This window comes from Stenotrophomonas sp. 05N37 (assembly GCF_056397365.1).
In genome coordinates this window covers 1-19212 of sequence record NZ_JBFTNG010000006.1, presented here as the reverse complement: position 1 = coordinate 19212, position 19212 = coordinate 1, and the positions used below count along the sequence as shown (strand labels likewise).

Annotated in this window: 21 protein-coding genes; all 21 read right to left on the bottom strand. The window is 68.7% G+C overall.

The window, feature by feature from the left end:
• Nucleotides 1-786: a flagellar type III secretion system pore protein FliP gene (gene fliP, locus AC1DGC_RS15780; protein ID WP_259202535.1), complete on the bottom strand. Its 786-nt coding sequence runs from the start codon at nt 784-786 to the stop codon at nt 1-3.
• Between the two features lie 2 nt (nt 787-788).
• Nucleotides 789-1190, bottom strand: coding sequence for a flagellar biosynthetic protein FliO (gene fliO, locus AC1DGC_RS15775; protein WP_259202536.1), 402 nt, complete (start codon nt 1188-1190; stop codon nt 789-791).
• Nucleotides 1187-1525, bottom strand: a complete 339-nt coding sequence (gene fliN / locus AC1DGC_RS15770) for a flagellar motor switch protein FliN (protein ID WP_259202538.1) — start codon at nt 1523-1525, stop codon at nt 1187-1189. The genes fliO and fliN overlap by 4 nt, the downstream gene beginning before the upstream one ends.
• Nucleotides 1522-2529: a flagellar motor switch protein FliM gene (gene fliM / locus AC1DGC_RS15765; protein ID WP_259202540.1), complete on the bottom strand. Its 1008-nt coding sequence runs from the start codon at nt 2527-2529 to the stop codon at nt 1522-1524. The genes fliN and fliM overlap by 4 nt, the downstream gene beginning before the upstream one ends.
• 9 nt (nt 2530-2538) lie before the next feature.
• Nucleotides 2539-3072 (bottom strand): flagellar basal body-associated FliL family protein, encoded by a 534-nt coding sequence (locus AC1DGC_RS15760; RefSeq protein WP_259202541.1) that lies wholly within the window; start codon nt 3070-3072, stop codon nt 2539-2541.
• Nucleotides 3073-3520: 448 nt separating this feature from the next.
• Complete coding sequence (locus AC1DGC_RS15755) at nt 3521-4681, bottom strand: flagellar hook-length control protein FliK (protein ID WP_478048379.1); 1161 nt, start codon at nt 4679-4681, stop codon at nt 3521-3523.
• Nucleotides 4681-5139, bottom strand: a complete 459-nt coding sequence (gene fliJ / locus AC1DGC_RS15750) for a flagellar export protein FliJ (protein ID WP_394163763.1) — start codon at nt 5137-5139, stop codon at nt 4681-4683. Before fliJ ends, AC1DGC_RS15755 begins: the two co-directional genes overlap by 1 nt.
• A 3-nt stretch (nt 5140-5142) precedes the next feature.
• A complete protein-coding gene (locus AC1DGC_RS15745; RefSeq protein WP_259202544.1) occupies nt 5143-6531 on the bottom strand; it encodes a FliI/YscN family ATPase in 1389 nt (462 codons plus the stop codon).
• On the bottom strand, nt 6528-7163 hold the full coding sequence (locus AC1DGC_RS15740) for a FliH/SctL family protein (protein WP_259202546.1): 636 nt from the start codon (nt 7161-7163) through the stop codon (nt 6528-6530). The genes AC1DGC_RS15745 and AC1DGC_RS15740 overlap by 4 nt, the downstream gene beginning before the upstream one ends.
• A complete protein-coding gene (gene fliG, locus AC1DGC_RS15735; RefSeq protein ID WP_259203514.1) occupies nt 7160-8146 on the bottom strand; it encodes a flagellar motor switch protein FliG in 987 nt (328 codons plus the stop codon). The genes AC1DGC_RS15740 and fliG overlap by 4 nt, the downstream gene beginning before the upstream one ends.
• A 19-nt stretch (nt 8147-8165) precedes the next feature.
• Complete coding sequence (gene fliF, locus AC1DGC_RS15730) at nt 8166-9809, bottom strand: flagellar basal-body MS-ring/collar protein FliF (RefSeq protein WP_259202547.1); 1644 nt, start codon at nt 9807-9809, stop codon at nt 8166-8168.
• A 12-nt stretch (nt 9810-9821) separates the two neighbouring features.
• Nucleotides 9822-10184, bottom strand: a complete 363-nt coding sequence (fliE, locus tag AC1DGC_RS15725) for a flagellar hook-basal body complex protein FliE (RefSeq protein WP_259202549.1) — start codon at nt 10182-10184, stop codon at nt 9822-9824.
• A 532-nt stretch (nt 10185-10716) separates the two neighbouring features.
• On the bottom strand, nt 10717-12213 hold the full coding sequence (locus tag AC1DGC_RS15720) for a sigma-54 dependent transcriptional regulator (protein WP_449335818.1): 1497 nt from the start codon (nt 12211-12213) through the stop codon (nt 10717-10719).
• Nucleotides 12206-12586 (bottom strand): response regulator, encoded by a 381-nt coding sequence (locus AC1DGC_RS15715; RefSeq protein ID WP_259202551.1) that lies wholly within the window; start codon nt 12584-12586, stop codon nt 12206-12208. Before AC1DGC_RS15715 ends, AC1DGC_RS15720 begins: the two co-directional genes overlap by 8 nt.
• A 14-nt stretch (nt 12587-12600) precedes the next feature.
• The gene (gene rpoN / locus AC1DGC_RS15710; RefSeq protein ID WP_259202552.1) at nt 12601-14010 is read right to left on the bottom strand and encodes an RNA polymerase factor sigma-54; all 1410 of its coding nucleotides are present in this window, start codon (nt 14008-14010) and stop codon (nt 12601-12603) included.
• 276 nt (nt 14011-14286) lie between these two features.
• The gene (locus tag AC1DGC_RS15705) at nt 14287-14919 is read right to left on the bottom strand and encodes a response regulator (protein WP_312239169.1); all 633 of its coding nucleotides are present in this window, start codon (nt 14917-14919) and stop codon (nt 14287-14289) included.
• A 121-nt stretch (nt 14920-15040) separates the two neighbouring features.
• Nucleotides 15041-15640: a PilZ domain-containing protein gene (locus AC1DGC_RS15700; protein WP_259202553.1), complete on the bottom strand. Its 600-nt coding sequence runs from the start codon at nt 15638-15640 to the stop codon at nt 15041-15043.
• Entirely contained in the window at nt 15637-15942 is a 306-nt protein-coding gene (locus AC1DGC_RS15695) for a hypothetical protein (protein WP_259202555.1), read from the bottom strand. The genes AC1DGC_RS15700 and AC1DGC_RS15695 overlap by 4 nt, the downstream gene beginning before the upstream one ends.
• The gene (gene fliS, locus AC1DGC_RS15690) at nt 15942-16358 is read right to left on the bottom strand and encodes a flagellar export chaperone FliS (protein WP_259202556.1); all 417 of its coding nucleotides are present in this window, start codon (nt 16356-16358) and stop codon (nt 15942-15944) included. The genes AC1DGC_RS15695 and fliS overlap by 1 nt, the downstream gene beginning before the upstream one ends.
• 133 nt (nt 16359-16491) lie before the next feature.
• On the bottom strand, nt 16492-17874 hold the full coding sequence (fliD, locus tag AC1DGC_RS15685; RefSeq protein ID WP_259202557.1) for a flagellar filament capping protein FliD: 1383 nt from the start codon (nt 17872-17874) through the stop codon (nt 16492-16494).
• Nucleotides 17875-18321: 447 nt separating this feature from the next.
• A partial coding sequence (locus AC1DGC_RS15680) for a flagellin (RefSeq protein WP_478048313.1) occupies nt 18322-19212 on the bottom strand: 891 nt, incomplete at its 5' end.

Below are 19212 nucleotides of genomic sequence, written 5' to 3'. Positions count from 1 at the left end.
TCACTGCACCGCGTTGAAGCTGGCGGCCAGCGTGCCCACCACCAGCACCCAGCCATCGACGAGCACGAACAGCAGGATCTTGAACGGTGCCGAGACCAGCATCGGCGACAGCATCATCATGCCCATCGACATCAGCACGCTGGCCACGACCAGGTCGATGATCACGAACGGGATGAAGATCAGGAAGCCGATTTCAAAGGCGGTCTTCAGCTCGCTGGTGACGAACGAGGCCACCAGCACCGGGAACGGGATCGCGTCCGGCCCGGAGTAGGTGCCGTGCCCGGCCATGCCGGCGAAGGTCATCAGGTCGGTCTCGCGGATCTGGGCCAGCATGAAGGCACGCAGCGGCGCGGTGGTGAGCGTCCAGGCGGTCTGGAAGTCGATCTCGCCATTGAGGTAGGGCGCCATGCCGGTACCCCAGGCCTTCTGCCACACCGGCAGCATCACCATCGCGGTGAGGAACAGGGCCAGGCCGAGCAGTACCTGGTTGGACGGGGTCTGGCCGGTGCCCAGCGCCTGGCGCAGCAGGCCCAGCACGATGATGATGCGGGTGAAGGCGGTCAGCACCAGCAGCATCGACGGGATCAGGGTGATCGCGGTCATCAGCAGCAGGGTCTGCAGCGGCAGGCTGACCGCCTGGCCGCCGATCTTGCCGACATTCACGTCCGGCAGCGACGGCGTGCCGGGCAGGCCGGGGGCGGCCATCGCCAGCGCGGGCAGGGCGCACAGCAGCAGGAGCAGCAGCAACGGCAGGTAACGGGTCCAGGAGGCGTTCGGGCCACGCATGATCAGGGTTCCTTGCGCAGCCGCTGTTGCAGCAGCTGGGCGAAATTCGGGAGATGTTTGAAGTCGGGCAGGCGCGCCGGGGCCGGCGTCGGCAGCGGTTCGGGCAGGTGGTGCAGGGTGTTGATGCCGCCGGCGGTCACGCCCAGCAGCAGCTGCTCACCGTTGACTTCCACCACCACCACGCGCTCCTTGGCGCCCACGTTGAGGCTGGCCACCACGCGCATGCCCTCGGCCGGGCGGAAGCCGCTGCCGGGCATGCGCTTGAGCAGCCAGCCCAGGCCTACGATCAGGGCCAGCACCGCCAGCAGCGCCAGCACCGCACCGAACATGCTCGGTGCGGCGGCCGCGTGCTGGCCGACCTTGGTCGCCGGGGTGCCGGCGGCGATGAGCAGCGATGCGATCAACGCAGTCTCCGGATCCGTTCGCTCGGGCTGACCACGTCGGTCAGGCGCACGCCGAAGCGATCGTTGATGACCACCACTTCGCCATGTGCGATCAGGGTGCCGTTGACGAACACGTCCAGCGACTCGCCGGCGCCGCGTTCCAGTTCCACCACCGAGCCCTGGTTGAGCTGCAGCAGGTTGCGGATCGGCAGGCGGGCGCGGCCCACTTCCAGCGACAGGGTCACCGGCACATCCAGGATCACATCCAGGTTGAGCTCGTCGCCGACGGTGGTGTCGTCGGACTGCAGCTGGGTGAACTGCGCCGGGGCCGGTTCGTTGGTGTCGATATCGTTCATTGCGGGTCTTCCTGCAGTACGGGAACGCGCGGGCGGGTGCCCGGGGGATGGGTGGCGGTGATCTTCACCGCGTTGAAGCCGTTGGCGACGCCGAACTCACCGGTGAACACCGGCACGTTCTCCACGCACACCGGCACCTGCTTGGGCAGTTCGATGGGCAGCACGTCGCCGATCTTCAGGCGGGTCAGGTCGCGCAGGCTCATGCGCTTGGTGGCCAGCACGCTGGACAGGGTGACTTCGGCCACGTTGAGCTGTTCGCGCAGCATCACGCCCCAGCTGGCATCGCGGTCGTTGCGGTCGCTCTGGATGCCGGCATCGAGCAGCTCGCGGATCGGTTCGAGCATCGAATAGGGCAGGGTGACGTGGATATCGCCGCCACCGCCGTCCAGTTCGACATGCAGGCGGCAGACCACCACGTACTCGCGCGGCGTCACGATGTTGGCGAAGTGCGGGTTGATCTCCGAGTTGATGTATTCCAGCTCGACATCCATCACCGGCGCCCAGGCTTCGCGCAGGTCGGCGAAGGTCTGCTTGAGCAGCAGCTGGATGACCCGCATTTCCGTGGCGGTGAACTCGCGGCCTTCGATGCGGGTCGGGTAGCGCCCGTCGCCGCCGAAGAAGTTGTCCACGATCGCGAACACCAGGGTCGGCTCGAACACGATCAGCCCGGTGCCGCGAAGCGGCTTGAAGCGGATCAGGTTGAGGTTGGTGGGCACGTACAGCGAGTGCATGTAGTCGTTGAACTTGATCAGCTCGATGCCACGCACCGACAGCTCGGCCGAGCGCCGGATCAGGTTGAACAGGCCGATCCGCCACAACCGGGCGAAGCGCTCGTTGACCATTTCCAGGGTCGGCATGCGCCCACGGATGATCCGGTCCTGGCTGGCGAAGTCATAGCTGCGCGCCTCGCCGGGCGTGGCGGCATCCACCTCGGTTTCGACCGCACCCGAATCCACGCCGTGCAACAGCGCATCGATTTCGTCCTGGGAAAGCAGGTCATTCATGGCAGGCCCTTACTGGGTGACGAAGCTGGTGAACAGCAGTTCGTCGGCGCCCGGCTTGCCGGTCTCGGCCTTGAGCAGCTTCTGCACCTCGGCCAGCGAGTCGGCCTGCAGGCGTTCCTTGCCGGCGCGGTCGGCGATCTGGTTCGGCTCGACCTGCGAGAACAACATCAGCAGCTTGGCGCGGATGGCCGGGGCGTGCAGCTTGATCGCCTCCATCGCAACCGGGTCGCGGGTCATCAGCTGCACTTCGACCTGCAGGTAACGCGGGCCGTCGAGGCTGCTGTTGAGGTTGACCACGAACGGCGGCTCCAGCCCGAAGTACTGCGCCGGCGCCGGCACCGCCTTGCTGGCGGTCGGCTTGGCGTCCTTGCTGTCGTGCTGGGAGGACGAGGCGAAATACCACGCGCCGCCACCGGCGGCACCGGCGGCCAGGACCGCCACCAGGGCAGTGATCAACAACGGACTACGCGGCTTGGCGGCCTTGTCCTTGTCGGCGGATTTCTTGGTTTTGTCGGCGGCTGCGGCCACGAGGGGAAGCTCCATTGGATTGCTTCCTGGCTACATGCAAAGCCCGTGCCTGAATGCCGGGGCCGCAGCGCGTCGGGTTTCTGGCGGCGCGGCGACAGCGTGTCGCCACGCCACGCGTGGCCAAGGCCGCACAGACCCACCCAACGCGTAGAGCCACGCCATGCGTGGCTGAGGCCGTACCGACCACCCAACGTAGAGCCACGCCATGCGTGGCTGAGGCCGTACCGACCACCCAACGTAGAGCCACGCCATGCGTGGCTGGCCTGTACCGACCACCCAACCGTAGAGCCACGCCATGCGTGGCTGGGCCGTACCGACCACCCAACCGTAGCGCCACGCCATGCGTGGCTGAGGCCGTACCGACCACCCAACCGTAGCGCCACGCCATGCGTGGCTGAGGCCCATACCGACCCCATCCAGCACCGCAAGGCCCCGGCCAACGCCCGGCACCCCGCGGTGGCGCTTACGCGTACGCGTCCACCAACCCACGCTGGCGCATCAACTGCGCCGGCGACACCGTGATATCGGCCAACGCCGGTTCCCCGTCGCCGCCGCCCGCGCCCGATTGACCGCCGCCCGCCGTGCCATCCTGCGCGGTGTGCTGGTGGCCGACATCGGCGTTGCCGAGCTGGAACCCCTGCTCGCCGAGCATTTCACGCAGACGCGGCAGGCTGGTTTCCAGCGCGTGCCGGACCTCGGCATGCGCACTGCTGAAACTGGCGTGGACCTTGTCGCCGTCGATCTGCAGGCGCACTTCCACCTGGCCCAGGTCGTGCGGGGTGACCCGGATCACCGCGTGCCCGATCTTCTGGTCGGCCAGCCAGCCGATCCTCGCGCTCATGGCATCGCCGAAATCATCCGCGCCCACGTCCGGGGTGGCGGTCGGGCTGCCGCTGAAAACCGGGCTGGCCGCACTGCCCTTGAGCTCGGCGGCGGCATGCAGGGCGTGCAGCAGCGGCGCCTGCGGCGCGTCGCCGCCGTCGCTGCTGGCGATGGCATCGGTGACCGCCTTGAGCAGCTGGCTGTCGTCGGCACCCTCGGCATCGGCCGGCAGCACGATCGCGGCGGGCGCTGCGGCCGAGGCGGTCGCGCCCGTTGCCCCCGCAACGGGAAGCGCGGGTGCGACCGCCGTCGGCGTGGCTGCGGCGGCGGCCAGCAGCGGGTCGGTGGCCGCGCCGGTGGCGCCGGGAGCCGGCGCGGGCGCTGCGGCGGCCGGCGGTGCCGCCGGCGCCAGCCCGATCAGGGCGAGGCCGGCCAGGCCGAGCGGCGGCCATGGCGCGGCCTCGGTGTCCTCGGCCGGCGCCTCGCCGGGCTTGGCCGGGGTCGCTGGCGTGGCGGCAGTCGCCTCGCTGCCGGCGTCGATGGCGTCATCGCTGGCCGGGCGCTTGCCCGGTTCACCGGGCTTGGCGGCGTCTGCGTCGGGCGCCGGTGCGCCCTTCGCGTCCGGCGTGCCCGACCTGCCGGCGCGTTGTTCCGCGGGCTTGGCCACGCTGTTGGCGTCGCCCTTGAGCATCGCGTCAAAGTCCCGGCGGTCGCCAGTGGCGGCGCTGTCGGGACGCGGGCTGGCGCCGGTGGCCGTGGCGGTACCGGTGGCGGCGCCGCTGCCGAGCAGAGCGGGGGGCATCACGCGGTACCTCCGGTGTCGCTGTCGTCACGTTGCGCCTGGCGGCTGCGGCGCGCGCCCAGGTCATCCATCTCGCGCTGGTCGCGGCGGTCGGTGACCACCTTCTCCTGGGCACGGTAACTGGCGGCCAGCTGTTCCAGCACGGCCTTGTCGCGGCTGGCCAGGATCAAACGCGCGCGTTCGGCCTCGACCTTTTCGCGGTTGCTGTTCACGGTCTGGCTCTGCTGGGCCACCGCGCTGTCCAGCCGGTCCAGGAACGCGCGCCGGTTGAGCAGCTGCGCCGGGCTGGTCGCGGCCATTTGCGCGTTTGCATACTCTTCGGCGTAGCGGCGCAGTTCGTCCAGCCGCGACAGGTGGGTGTCGAGCGTGCGCTGGCGTTCGGCCAGGTCGCGCGCCACCTCGTCTTCGTGGTCCTGGGCCCGCTTGAGCAGGGGATCGAAACGCTTGGACTGGATCATGGCTTAGCTCTCTGGTTCCACCAGGCGCTTGAGTGCGGCCTGGCTGTGCGGCAGGTCGGCTGCCTTGCCGACGTCCTGTCCGAGGAATTCGGCGATGTCCGACCAGCGCTCCAGCGCTTCGTCGGTGGCCGGATCGTTGCCACGCTGGTACGCGCCGATGGCGATCAGGTCGCGGTTGGACGAGTACGCCGAGACCAGCCGCTTGAGCTTGCGGATGCGCAGGCGCCACGGCTCGTCGGCGATCTCGGTGACCACGCGGCTGACCGAGGACTCCACGTCGATGGCCGGGTACAGGCCGCTGTCGGCCACGCGTCGCGACAACAGGATGTGGCCATCGAGGATGGCGCGCGCCGCGTCGGCGATCGGGTCCTGCGGGTCGTCGCCTTCGGTCAGCACGGTGTAGAAGGCGGTGATCGAGCCGCGGCCCTTGGCACCGTTGCCGGCGCGCTCGACCAGGGCCGGCAGCTTGGCGAACACCGACGGCGGGTAGCCGCGGGTGGTCGGCGGCTCGCCCACCGACAGGCCGATCTCACGCTGGGCCTGGGCGAAGCGGGTCAGCGAATCCATCAGCAGCAGCACGTTCAGGCCCTGGTCGCGGAACCACTCGGCGATCGCCGTGGCGCGGTAGGCGCCGTGCAGGCGCGCCAACGGCGGGCGGTCGGCCGGACTGGCCACCACCACTGCGCGGCGCAGGCCTTCCTCGCCCAGCGTGCTTTCGACGAAATCGCGGACTTCGCGGCCACGTTCGCCGATCAGCCCGACCACGATGACATCGGCGGCGGTGTAGCGGGTCATCATGCCCAGCAGCGTGGACTTGCCCACGCCCGAGCCGGCGAACAGGCCCACGCGCTGCCCGCGACCGATCGGCAGGAGCGCGTTGATCGCGCGCACGCCCACGTCCAGCGGTTGGGTAATGGGTTCGCGGGCGAGCGGGTTGATCGACACGCCCGCCATGCTGACCGTGCCCTCGGCGCGGATCGGGCCCTTGCCATCCAGTGGCACGCCGTCGCTGTCGATGACCCGGCCAAGCAGGCCTTCACCGACTTCCACGCCCCCGCGGCCGAGCACCGGCACCACGCGCGCGTTGGGCAGCAGGCCATGCAGCTCGGCGCTGGGCATCAGGTAGGTGCGTTCGCCGGCGAAGCCGACCACTTCGGCGTCCACCCAGCCACCGTCGGCCACTTCGACCTTGCAGCTGGCGCCCAGCGGCGACTCGCAGCCCACCGCTTCCAGGGTGAGCCCCACGGCGCGGCGCAGCACGCCTTCGCGGATCAGCCCGCGGCCATGGGTGCCATCGGGCTGGATGCCGTCCAGGCGGGCGGCCAGGCGCAGATTGCGCGCGGCGGCCCAGTCGGCCGCGGGGGCCGGCGTCGGCAGGGGGTCGGTCATCATGCGCTGGCTCCGGAACGGCGCAGCACCGCATCGAGCGCGCCGCGCAGGCGCGCCTCCAGGGTGCCGTCGATGCGCACGGCCTCGGCATGCACGCGCAGGTCGCCGCGGCTCAGGCTGAGGTCGGCGGTGAGGCGTTGGGTGGGCGACAGCTGCAGCAGCGGGGTGAGCGCGGCGATGTCGTCCGGGTGCAGGCGCACCTCGACCTCGCGGTTGGCGCCGCCCACGGCGTCCACGGCTTCGCCGACCAGCTGTGCGAGCAGGGCCGGGTCGGCCTCGTAGGCGCGGCCGACCAGGGTGCCGGCGATGCGCACGGCCAGTTCGCCGAGCGCGGCCACCACTTCGTTCTCCAGCCGCACCAGCGGCCGGCTGAAGTTGTCCAGGATGCCTTCGATCTGTGCGATCAGGCGGCGCACTTCGGCCTGGCCCTGGGCCAGGCCATCGGCGTGCCCCTGCTCGAAGCCGTCTTTCTCCGCGCTGTCCTGGATCGCCTGGATTTCTTCCAGCGTGGGCAGCTGCAGCAAGGGCTCCGGCTCGTGTTCGGGGTCCGGTTCGGTGAGTTCGAACTGCTCCTCCTGCGGCGGCTCGGGCACCGCCAGCAGGTCCGGGGCAAGCCAGCGCACGGCGTTGTTCACAGCATCGCCTCCGCATTGCCGCCGATGGTGACGGTGCCCTCATCGGCCATGCGCTTGACGATGGCCAGGATCTCGCGCTGCGCCACTTCCACATCCGACAGGCGCACCGGGCCACGGGCTTCCATGTCTTCCAGCAGGATTTCGGCGGCACGCTGGGACATGTTGCGGGTGATCTTGTCGCGCACCTTGATGTCGGCGCCGCGCAGGGCCAGGCCGAGGCGCTCGCCGCTGACTTCGCGCAGCACCAGCTGCAGTTCGCGGTCGTCCAGGTCGACCAGGTCGTCGAACACGAACATCAGGTCCTGGATGCGGCCGCTCAGCGGCGCGTCGATGCGTGCGATTTCACCCAGGATCGCCTGGTCCTGGCCGCTGTCCATGAAGTTGAGGATGTTGGCCGCGCACTGCACGCCGCCGATGTTGGACGACTTCAGGTTCTGGTTGCCGGCGAACTGGCGCTCCATGATTTCGTTCAGTTCGTTCAGTGCGTTCGGCGGAATGCCGTCCAGCGTGGCGATGCGCAGCAGCACGTCCACGCGGGTGCGTTCGGGCAGCAGCTTGAGCGCGTCGGCGGCCTGGTCGGTTTCCAGGTGGGCCATCACGATGGCGATGATCTGCGGGTGTTCGTTGCGGACCAGGTCGGCCACCGCACGCGGGTCCATCCACTTCAGCGCGTCCAGGCCGGTGGTGTTGCGGCCGAGCAGGATGCGGTCGATCAGGTTGCCGGCCTTCTCGCTGCCCAGCGCCTGCACCAGCATGTTGCGGATGTAGTCGTCCGAGCCGACGCCGAGCGAGGTCTTGGAGCCCAGTTCGTTGCTGAACTGGTCCATGACCCCTTCGACCTGGGCGCGGGTGATGTCGGTCATGGTGGCCATGGCGATGCCGATCTTCTGCACCTCCTTGGGTTCCATGTGGCGCAGCACTTCGGCCGCGTCCAGTTCGCCCAGCGAGAGCAGCAGCACGGCCGCGCGCTGCACGCCGGTCAACGGTGCGTTGGGGGCGGCGTCAGTCATTGGCCACCCAGCCCTTGACCACCTGGGCCACGCGCTTGGAATCGGTCTTTACAGCTTCACGCGCCATGCGCAGTCGTTCCTCGTAGGAGTCCACCGGCAGGGCCAGGGTTTCATGTCCGGCCGCGCCCAGCCGTTCGCTACCGAGCGCGGGCAGGCCCTCGCCGTCGTCGACCAGCTGCACGTCGGCACTGTGCGGTTCCAGGGGTTCATCGCCAGGCTTCCGGGCCTGGCCGGTGATCGAGCGCAGCGCCGGGCGCAGCACGCCGAACACCAGCGCCAGCACTACGATCGCGCCGAGCAGCAGTCGCAGGCCATCCTGCACCTGCGGCAGCTCCCACCACTTCGGGCCTTCGACCGGGGTCACTTCGCGCACGAACGGGGCGTTCATCACCGACACGGTGTCGCCGCGCTCGGCGTCGAAGCCGACCGCCTGCTTGACCAGGGCTTCGACCCGGGTGAGCTCGGCGGCGGACAGCGCCTGGTCCACCATCTTGCCGTTGGCACCGGCGCGCGGCACGTTGTCCACCAGCACGGCCACCGAGACACGCTTGATGCGGCCAGCCGGCTGGCGGGTGTGCTGCAGGGTGCGGTCGAGTTCGTAGTTGCGGGTGGCGTTCTTGGAGGTTTCGGTGGGCGTGGCCGCGGTGGTCGGCGCGGCGGCCGGGCCGGGCGGGGTATTGCTGGCCGCGCCCGGCACGCCCTGCGGGCCCGGGGTGCTGCTGCTGTTCTCGCTCATCTGCTCGCTGCGCAGCTTCTGCGGCTCGCCGTTGTACAGCTCACGGGCTTCCTCGATCACCGAGAAGTCCATGTCCACGCTGACTTCGGGGTTGACCCGGCCGGGGCCGGTCATGGGCTCGAGCAGTTCGCGGATGCGCTGGTTGAAGGAGGTCTCCTGGCGGCGCACCTGCTCGAACTGCGCCGCGTTCAACGCCGCCTCGCTGTTCGGATCGGACACGCTCAGCATGCGCCCGCTCTGGTCGACCACGGTCACGCGTTCGGGGGTGAGATCGGGGATGCTGGCGGCCACCATGTGCACGATCGCATCGATCTGGCCGCGCTCGAGCTGCTGCCCGCCGCGCAGTTCCAGCACCACCGAGGCGCTGGCCACGTCACGCTGGCGGGTGAAGGCGCTCGGCTTGGGGATGGCCAGGTGCACGCGCGAATCGCGCACCGGGCGCAGGGTGTTGATGGTGCGCGAGAGCTCGGTTTCCAGCGAATGCTGGTAGCGCGCGTTCTCCATGAACTGGCTGACGCCGAAGCCCGGGTCACGCTCCATCAGTTCGAAACCGAGACGGCCGCTGTCGGTCAGGCCCGAACCGGCCAGTTTGAGGCGCGCGTCGTGCAGGTTCTTCTCCGGCACGGTGATGCCCCCGGTGGCCGGGTCCAGTTCGAAGGGAATCTGCGCGGTGCGCAGCAGGTCGGTGGCTTCGGCGGTGGCCTTCTGGTCCAGGCCGGTGTACAGCGGCACCATGCCCGGTTTCTGCGACCAGAAGAACACGAACAGGCCTGCCGCCACGGCCACGGCGATCATCGCCATCAGTCCGAGCCGACGGGTGATCTGCAGGCTTTGCAGCCGGTCGAACCACTGGCCCGCCTTTTCGGCGTTCAGGGATTCCTTGGAGAGCGACAGGGCCATGCGTTTCTATCCTTACAGCGGCATGTTCATCACGTCCTGGTAAGCCTGGACGAGACGGTTACGGACTTCCACGGTGGCGCGGAAGGCGATCTGGGACTGCTGCGAGGCGACCATGACCTTGGCCAGGTCGGCACCGGGTTCACCCAGTTCGAAGGCCTTGGCGAGGGCGCCGGATTTCTGTTGCGCTTCGTTGACGCCGGCAATGGCGCCGCGCAGGGTTTCGGTGAAGCTCGGGCCCTGTACTTCCTGCGGCGACACCAGGCCCTGGATGGCATTGCTCTTCGGCGCCTCCGTCAGCGGGCTGACGGCGGACTGCCCCATCTGGGTCTGGAGGGTGCGGATCTGGGAAAGGACGGAGGTGACGGAGTGCGACATCTGGAACGTTCCGAAGCTGGGATGGGGTTTCGAGTGAATACGTTGCAAGTGGCGTGCCGAAATCGCTGCACGGTTCAGTTTTGTTGGTGTAGCTGGCGATGCGGTGGGTCGGGCGGGCCCCGGTGCTGCGGGCGGGGGCTGCGGCAACCTGACGCGGCGCCGGGTCGGCTTGCGGTAGGCCCCTGGTGCAAATGTCCCCCGGCCGCAAGCGGCCTCCTCCTTTATTTTGCCCAGGGGCCTACCGACCGCTACGGGGCTCGGCTTGCGGTACGGACGTGGAGCGGAGCAGGCAGGACGGCCTTTGGTGGGGCGGGCGCTGGGCCCCATGCCCTTGGAGGCGAAATAAAGGGGGAGGGGGCGGCCGCAGGCCGACGCCGGAGGACATTCGCCGGAAAGGGTATGGGGCCCAGCGCCCGCCCCACCAAAAGCCGCGTCCGGAACGCGTCAAGGCATGCTTCTGCCGGCCACGCGGAGGGCTCGGGGACAAAAAAAAGCCCGGGCAGGCCCGGGCTTTTTTGGTGCTGCGCGGCGATCAACCGGCCAGTTCGGCCTGGTCGCGTTCGATACCGTACTTGCGCAGCTTTTCCACCAGGGTGGTGCGGCGCAGGCCGAGCAACTGCGCGGCGTGGGCAACCACGCCCTGGGTGCGCTCCAGCGCCTCGTTGATCAGGGTCAGCTCGATGTTGGCCATGTGGTTGCGCAGGTCCAGGCCGGCGTCGGGCAGGCCGGTCGCGCGGGTGACCGGGCCGATGCCGTTCTCCAGCGGGGCAGCCGTGCCCGGGGCCGGGGTGTGGAAAGAGAAGCTGCGCAGGTCCAGGCGCTCGTCGACCGGCGCCGGCGGTGCGGCCACGGGGGCCGGTGCCGCCACGCTGAAATCGCCGCGGTACCGTGCCGGCAGGTCCTGCACGCGCACGTTGCCGCCGGGGTGCAGCACTGCCAGGCGCTCGACCAGGTTGGTCAGCTCGCGCACGTTGCCCGGCCACTCGTAGCTGGCCAGCGCCTGCAGTGCCTCGGCGCTGAAACGTACTTCACCACGGCCGGTGCGGGCCAGCTGCGCGGCGATGGTGGTCACCAGCGCCGGCAGGTCTTCGCTGCGCTCGCGCAGGGCCGGCACGTCGATCGGGAACACGTTGAGACGGTAGAACAGATCCTCGCGGAACTTGCCGTCGGCGATACGCGACTCCAGGTCGCGGTGGGTCGCGGCGATCACCCGCACGTTGCAGCGGATGGTCTGGTTGCCGCCGACCCGCTCGAAGCTGCGTTCCTGCAGCACGCGCAGCAGCTTGACCTGCATCGGCAGGCTCATGTCGCCGATCTCGTCCAGCAGCAGAGTGCCGCCTTCGGCCATTTCGAAACGGCCCTTGCGCGCGCTCAGTGCACCGGTGAACGCGCCCTTTTCGTGACCGAACAGTTCGCTTTCCAGTAGGTCGGCGGGAATCGCGCCGCAGTTGATCGCCACGAACGGGCCATCGCGACGCGGCGAGCGCTGGTGGATCGACCGCGACACCACTTCCTTGCCGGTGCCCGATTCGCCCAGCACCAGTACCGTGGTATCGAACGCGGCAACCTGCTCGATCATCAGGCGCAACGCGCTCACCGCCGCGCCGTCACCGGTCGGGCCCTGTTCCTGCACGGCACCGGCCTGGTGCTCGGCGTCCAGTCGCTTCAGGCTCGCGCGGCGCAGCAGCGCTTCCATCTGCGCATGGCGCAGCGGGGCTTCCAGCGGCCACACGTTGGCCTCGTGCAGGCCGTGCTGCTGGGCGAAGCTGGCGGCATCCCCATCGACCAGCATCACCGGCGGCGGCAGGGCGCCCTTGCCGACCCAGGCAAACAGCGCATCGCTGCGCGCGCCGGGGTCCAGGCTGCCGATGATCACCGCCACCCAGTCGTTGGGGCGCTGGCGGGTGGTGTCGATATCGGCCGCGTCGGCCACCCAGCGCGGGTTGAAATCCATGAACTCGAGCAGGGCGACGGTGCGTTCGGCGCGGACGGCGTCGTTGTCCAGTACCAGGATGCGCGACTCACTCATGATCCTTCCCCTTCAGGCCTTCCAGGATCGGCATGACCTCCTGGATGTAGGACAGCTTGCTGACGAAGTTGTCGGCGCCGGCACGCAGCGCGTGTTCGCGGTGCTCGACATCGTCGAAATGGCTGGCGATGACGATGTAGGGCGCATCGTCCTGCGACTTGATCAGGCGGGTGGCCTGCAGGCCGCCCATCTCGGGCATGGCCAGGTCCATCAACACCACCTGAGGGCGCAGCGACTCGGAGCGTTCGATGGCTTCCAGGCCGTTGGCGGCGCTGCCGATCACGTCCAGCCAGTCGACCTTGCGGAAGTGGCGCATGGCGGCATTGATGAAACCCTCGTGGTCGTCGACCAGCAGGACGGTGAGCTTGTTCATGTCTTCCATTTCCTTCAGCCCACCCGGGCCAATTGCGGGGTGCGGGCATGCATCCGGCGGCGTTCGCGGGCCGGGGCGATGTCCAGTTGTTCTCGGTATTTTGCAACGGTACGGCGGGCGATGTTGACCCCCTGGCGCGACAGCAGCCCGGCAATGGCCTCATCGGCCAGCGGCCGGCCGACCGGCTCGGCATCGATCAGCCGGCGCACCATCGCCTTGACCGCCTGGCCGGAGACGCTCGCGCCTTCCAGCCGCACGGCGAAGAAGTGCTTCAGCTCCAGCGTGCCGCGCGGGGTCTGCAGGTACTTGCCGGTGGTGATGCGCGAGACCGTGGACTCGTGCATGCCGATCGCATCGGCGACTTCCTTCAGGGTCAGCGGCGCCATCGCTTCCTCGCCGCGGGTCAGGAACCCGGCCTGGCGTTCGATGATCACCCGGGTGGTGCGCAGCAGGGTGTCATAGCGCATCGACAGCCCACGGGTCAGCCAGCGCGCCTCCTGCAGCATGTCGCGCAGCGGCTGGGCGGCCTCGCCGGCGTCGGCCAGCGCGGCTTCGTAGCTGGCGTTGATGCCCAGGCGGCGGCTGGTGGCCGGGTTCAGCGCCACGCGCCACTGGCCATCGGCGTGCCAGGCGATCACGTCGGGGATGACCACGCCGTTGTCGTCCGGGCGCAGGCTGTCGCCCGGGCGCGGCTGCAGCGACAGGATCAGCCGCACCGCTTCATGGATGTCGGCGATCTCGGCGTCGAGCTGGCGCGACAGGGCCAGGTAGTCGTGCGCGGCCAGTGCGGCCAGGCCCTCGTCGAGCACGCGCTGGGCGAGGTGGCGGGCGGGCACGCGGCCGGGCAGGGCGCGCAGCTGCACGCTCAGGCATTCGTGCAGGTCCTGGGCGGCCAGCCCGGCCGGGTCGCCGTGCAGGATCTGCTGGCGCACCGCTTCCACCCCGGCGGCATCCACGTCGCACCGCGCGCTGGCCAGCAGCTGCAGCTGTGCCAGCGGGGCATCGAGGTAGCCAGCGTCGTCGCAATGCTCCAGCCAGAAACTGGCCACGGCCAGTTCGCGCGCATCCAGCTCCAGCGACAGGCGCTGCAGGGCGCGCAGCTGCGGGTCGCTGGATTCGTCGGCGGCGATGCGCTGCATGCGGTCGTCGTCGCCGTCCTGCCAGCTGGCGCCGGGCACGTCCCACATGGCGCTTTCGGGAAGCTCGTCGAAGGCGGCCACGTCCTGCACGGTCACGCTCTCGCTGGTGTCACTGGCCGGCGCCTCGGGCGCTTCTTCCAGTTCCAGCAGCGGGTTGGTTTCCAGTGCGCGGCGGATCTCCAGCTCGAGCTGCATGCCGTCCAGCTGCAGCAGCCGGATCGACTGCAGCAGTTGCGGCGTGAGGTGGAGCTGCTGACCCAGCTGGGTCGACATCGTCGGCTTCATGTGTTTTTCCCCGTCGCACCGACTCCCCGGTGCGTTATGGAACACATCTTGCTTCTGATATCCCGACGCCGTAATCGGGGGGTTCCTGAGTGCTGTCGTTGGTTTCCTGACGCTCCGTCAGGAAAACCCCTACATAACCCCGGACTTTTGACGCTGCCTACGGCGGGAGCCTTTGTGTTTCCGTAGCCAAGGCGGCTGGGAGCGGTTCAAAAATCCGGCGGGCCGCAGGCTGAAGCCTTCAGGGTGTCGGGGAACCGACGCATTGCCCGGGCCGGTTCACTCCAGCTCGTGCTGGTGGCGGGCGGCAAGCAGCAGCAGATCGTTGGCGCGGCGGCACCCCAGCGACTCCATCATGCGCGCGCGGTGGGTTTCCACCGTCTTGACGCTGATCCCCAGGTCGGCGGCGATCTCCTTGTTGCTCTCGCCGCGGCCGATCTGGCGCAGGATTTCGCGCTGGCGCGGCGACAGCGCCGCCACCCCGACCGGTTTTTCCTTGCCCAGCATGGGCGCCAGCATCTTGGCCGAGATCTGCGGGCTCAGGAATACCTGGCCGGCGTGGGCGGCCCGCAGGGCCAGTTCCAGCTCCTGCGGCGCGGCATCCTTGACCACGAAGCCGACCGCGCCACGGTCCAGGGCATCGCGCACGTGCACGGCGTCGTCGTGCATGGTCATCATCACTACCCGGGTGCCGGGGGCGCGCAGCAGGATGTCGCTCAGGGCTTCCAGGCCGGTGCGGCCGGGCAGCGAGAGGTCCATCAGGATCACGTCCGGGCTGTGCTGGATGGCCAGCTGCAGGGCCTGTTCGGCATTGCTGGCTTCTGCGGCGACCTCCACGTCGGCAAAGCCCTGGAGCAGGCGGCTGAGGCCGGCGCGGACCAGGGTGTGATCGTCGACGATGAGAACGCGCACAGGCAGGGCTTCGGCAGATGTTAAGGCGGGGTGACCACCTTAACGGAGTGGCGGCCTACCGCCAAGCCGATCCCGTCACGGTAGTGCCGGCCGTTGGCCGGCAACCCGTCAAACAATGGGCTCAGGGGTCCAGCGGACGGCGATCGGCCAGGCGCGCCTGCGCGACCTGGCGACGGTGCAGGCGGAACAGGTGCCGTTCCAGCGCCATCTCCAGCGCATCGCTCATCGGCTCGAAACGCAGCCAGAGGAAATGCGCGCCGGCGCCGGTGGCCGCTTCGGCCAGCACGGAGACGGGCAGGTCGATATGGTCCGGGAGCCAGTCGCAGGGCTGCAGCCGGATCACGCCCAGGCTGCCAGCCGTCGCGCCGGTACGCATGCCCTGTTCCAGGCGGATGCCGCGCCGTGACCAGCGTAGCGGGCGCAGGTCCAGGTCCTGCGCGGTCTGCCGCACCAGCCGGCCGAGCAGCACCATGGTCAGGTCCAGCTTGGCCTCCAGGCGCTGCAGTTGCGCGGTGGCTTCGCCGCGCTCGTCGTGGCCGTCATCGCCGCGCGAATCTTCCACCAGGGCCACGCTGCGCAGCAGGGTCTCGGCGCTGCCCGGACGCACCACCGCGCTGCCCAGGCGGAACTCGGCCGGCAGCGCCACCTCGCAGCTCAGCGTTTCATCGAACAGCTCGCTTTCGGCCGGATGATGGATGGCGCTGGGCCGCAGCTCGCTCATGACAGGGATTCCGCGGTGAGGTAGGCATGCGCGGCGCGGTTGGCGGCAGCGCCCTTGCGCACGTGGCCGGCGGCCTCGTCGCGCTGGCTCATGATCATCACCATCAGGCGCTGCTGGCGGCTTTCCAGTGCGCGCAGGCCGGCAACGTCATCCAGCCCGCCGGGCTGGGCCAGCAGTTGGGTCTGGTCGGCGTGCAGGGTGTCCAGGCAGGTGCCCGCACGTGCGTGGTCACCGTCCAGCAACGCTGCTTCCAGCGTGTCCAGCGTGCTGTTGAGGTCGGCCAGGGTGGGCGCGGTGGCCATTACACGGCGGCCTGCGCGGGCGCGCGCTGGTCGCGCGGGATTGCATTCCAGGCCGCGTCGATCTCGCCCAGCAGCTCCAGCGACTCGCGCAGGGCCTCCGGATCGTTGTGCAGGTTGGCTTCGGTCAGGCGCTGCATGACGTAATCGTACAGGGCCGACAGATTGCCGGCGATTTCGCCACCGGCTTCATGGTCGAGCGAGCCGTTGAGATGCCCGACGATCGCGCACACCTCGCCGATCGCCTTGCCCTTGCGCGCCTGATCGCCACGTTCCAGGCAGGCCTGGGCCAGCCGCACGCGTTCGAGTGCACCGGCCAGCAGCAACGCCACCAGCTTGTGCGGGTCGGCGTCGATGATCGAGCTCTGCACGCCGACCTTGCGGTACTGCTCGGTGAATTGACGGTTTGAACCGTACATCAATCATGTCTCCTTCGTGCGGGGCCGCGTGCCTTGCGGGGTCTGCGGCACCGGGGTGGAGCCTGCGTTGGCTGCTGCGCTGGTACCAGTATCGGCAGCGTTCGCGCTTTACTTGAGCAGGCGGCCGTGTCGATCAACCGGCCAGCTGACTGAGCTGCGAGGTGAGCGACGACGTGGTCTGGCTCAGCTTGCCCATCAATGCATCCAGGGCCAGGAACTGCTTCTTGTAGCGTTCCTCCACGCCGGCCATGCGCACGTCCAGCGCCGCGCGGCGCTTGTCGATGTCGGTCAGGGTGGCGTTGATGCTCTTGGTGCGCGAAACAAAGGCGCCTTCCTTGCCAACGGTGGTGCTGACATAGCCATCCACCATGTTGAACAGCTTGGTAGCCGCGCCGTCATCACCGGTCAGCGCCTGCCGTACCGCACCGGCCTGGTTGACCAGCGCCGCTTCGAACTTGGTGGCATCCAGCACCAGGCTGCCGTCGGCGTTGGGATAGGCGCGGGTCTGCAGGCCCAGCGTCTTCGGGTCCAGGCCGACCGCGGCCAGGTCCTTGAGCACGCCGCCCATCATCGAGCGCAACTGGCTGGAGGCGCCGCGCATCTGCGCATCGCCGGTCAGCGAGGAGGGCTCCTTGTTCTCGATGTCGTACTTGGTGGCGGTGTTGATCGCGCTGATCGCACCGTTGTAGGCGGTGACGAAGTCCTGCATCACCTTGCGTGCCGCCGCCACGTCGGTGCTGACGGTAACGGTGGTGTCGCCCTTCTTCTTGAGGTTGAGGGTCAGGCCGGGAACCACGTCGGTGACGGTGTTCTCGCTGGACACCACGTCCACCCCGTCGATGGTGAGCTTGGCATCGGCGGCCGGGGTGCGTTCGGTCAGGCTGTTGGCCAGTGCGGTCAGCTCGGCATTGCCGGCACCGGCGCTGAGCTTGATCGCATTGGCGGTGCCGGACTTCTCCTGCGACAACGACAGGTACTGGTTGTCGCCGGAGGCGATGAGGGTCGACTGTACGCCCAGGCTGCGGCCGGCCTTTTCGATCTTGGTGCGGATCGAGGACAGGGTGTCATCGGCCTCGACCTGGATCTCCAGCGTCTTCTTTTTGTCGCCCACGCCCACGTCCAGCGTCAGGGTGCCGGCGCCGAAGGTCTTGGTCTTGGGCACCGCCGTGTCGGCGATCCACTTGTTGGCCGTGGCCAGCTGGTCGACGTGGATGACATGGTTGCCGGTGGCCGCCGAATTGGTGCTGGTGACCGTCAGGATGTCGTCGGTGCCGTCCTTGGTCGCACTGACCAGGCGGGCGTCGAACGCGGTCGAGGCCTTCAGCGCCTTCAACGAGGTGCTCAGCAGGTCGAACGCGGACTTGACCGTGCCCACTGCCGACAGCTGCATCTTGGCTTTGGACTGCTGCAGGTTGAGTGCGTTGTCCGAAGGTTTGCGGTCTGCCGCCACCAGGCTGGCGACCATGCCGGAAATATCCAGTCCGGAACCGATGCCGCCGTAACCAAAGTCAGCCACGTTGTATCTCCTGTCTGTGTGCCGCCGCGGCGTCGCCGCGTGGCCGTGCTGTCAACGAAGGTAGCGGCCGTAGCCGCCAGGTCTTTAGAACCACGTTGATGCAGGAGTTGTGCCAATGGCCTGGCGCGGAGAAATGGCACGCGCTTTGCAGGGGCATAAGGGCGGGACGCAATGCAGGTCCGGCCGGTGGTCTGTAAAAAACCCTCCTCCAATGTAGAGGAGGGCTCAGGCTACTGAAAAGCGGGGGGAGACGAAGCCACCCGGGGAGTTCAGTCAAACAAACAGCGCCGATAACGGTTGGGCCGCAGGGGCGGGCCATGGCCACGGTGGATGTGGCGACCGGGAGAGAGTCCGGCCCATGGCCATGGCCCGTTCCTGCGCGACAGTTGGCTGTCTTGTCGGGGTTGCCCGCGCCGCCGGCCTTGGCCGGCGGCGTGGACGCGTGGATCAGCGCAGCAGGCTGAGCACGTTCTGCGGCACCTGGTTGGCCTGGGCCAGCATGGCCGTACCGGCCTGCTGCAGGATCTGGGTGCGGGTCAGCTCTGCGGTTTCCTTGGCGAAATCGGTGTCCTTGATGCGGCTACGCGACGCGGACAGGTTTTCCGAGGAGGTCTGCAGGTTGGCAACGACCGAGGTGAAGCGGTTCTGGATCGCACCGAGGTCGGCACGGGTGTTGTTGATCGAGCTCAGCGCCTTGTCAACGATTTCCAGCGCCTGCTGGGCACCCTTCACGGTGGACACGTCGATCTTGTCGGCGAACTGCTTGGTCGGGACCGTGGTGTTGCCGGCCAGCGTGATGTCGGTACCGCTCAGCTGCACGACGGCGCCGTCCTTGTCGACGCTGTCCTTGACCGAGGTCAGGGTCAGGGCGCCGGTGGTGGCATCGGCTTCGGCATAGATGCCGGTTTCGCCGATCTTGGCGTTGATGTGCGCGGCCAGCGACTGGCCGGCCTTGGCGGTGGTGGTCTCGGTCAGCTTCAGCTCGGCGAAGGACACCGTGCCCGACGCGCTGGTCAGGCTGAAGGCGGCGACCGTCGAGGTGCCGTCGGCGGCGACCGTCGGGGCGTCGGCGGTGGCGGTGACGAACTGCGCGCCGCCCAGGGCGTCGGCCTTGGCGTCCACGACCTTGTCGATGGCGATGGCCTGGCCGGCGTTGGCGCCGACCTGGAACAGCTGGCTGGAGAACGAACCGTCCAGCAGCTTGGTGCCGTTGAAGTCGGACTGCTTGGCGACGCGGTCGATTTCGCTGACCAGCTGGGTGACTTCGGCCTGCAGGGCCTTGCGGTCGCTGGCGGAGTTGGTGGCGTTGGACGCCTGCACCGACAGTTCGCGGACGCG

Coding starts and splice junctions, on each gene's coding strand:
- fliP (WP_259202535.1), bottom strand. CDS start 786: ATGCGTGGCCCGAACGCCTCCTGGACCCGTTACCTGCCGTTGCTGCTG.
- fliN (WP_259202538.1), bottom strand. CDS start 1,525: ATGAACGATATCGACACCAACGAACCGGCCCCGGCGCAGTTCACCCAG.
- fliM (WP_259202540.1), bottom strand. CDS start 2,529: ATGAATGACCTGCTTTCCCAGGACGAAATCGATGCGCTGTTGCACGGC.
- AC1DGC_RS15760 (WP_259202541.1), bottom strand. CDS start 3,072: ATGGAGCTTCCCCTCGTGGCCGCAGCCGCCGACAAAACCAAGAAATCC.
- AC1DGC_RS15755 (WP_478048379.1), bottom strand. CDS start 4,681: ATGCCCCCCGCTCTGCTCGGCAGCGGCGCCGCCACCGGTACCGCCACG.
- fliJ (WP_394163763.1), bottom strand. CDS start 5,139: ATGATCCAGTCCAAGCGTTTCGATCCCCTGCTCAAGCGGGCCCAGGAC.
- AC1DGC_RS15745 (WP_259202544.1), bottom strand. CDS start 6,531: ATGATGACCGACCCCCTGCCGACGCCGGCCCCCGCGGCCGACTGGGCC.
- fliF (WP_259202547.1), bottom strand. CDS start 9,809: ATGGCCCTGTCGCTCTCCAAGGAATCCCTGAACGCCGAAAAGGCGGGC.
- fliE (WP_259202549.1), bottom strand. CDS start 10,184: ATGTCGCACTCCGTCACCTCCGTCCTTTCCCAGATCCGCACCCTCCAG.
- AC1DGC_RS15720 (WP_449335818.1), bottom strand. CDS start 12,213: ATGAGTGAGTCGCGCATCCTGGTACTGGACAACGACGCCGTCCGCGCC.
- AC1DGC_RS15715 (WP_259202551.1), bottom strand. CDS start 12,586: ATGAACAAGCTCACCGTCCTGCTGGTCGACGACCACGAGGGTTTCATC.
- rpoN (WP_259202552.1), bottom strand. CDS start 14,010: ATGAAGCCGACGATGTCGACCCAGCTGGGTCAGCAGCTCCACCTCACG.
- AC1DGC_RS15700 (WP_259202553.1), bottom strand. CDS start 15,640: ATGAGCGAGCTGCGGCCCAGCGCCATCCATCATCCGGCCGAAAGCGAG.
- AC1DGC_RS15695 (WP_259202555.1), bottom strand. CDS start 15,942: ATGGCCACCGCGCCCACCCTGGCCGACCTCAACAGCACGCTGGACACG.
- fliS (WP_259202556.1), bottom strand. CDS start 16,358: ATGTACGGTTCAAACCGTCAATTCACCGAGCAGTACCGCAAGGTCGGC.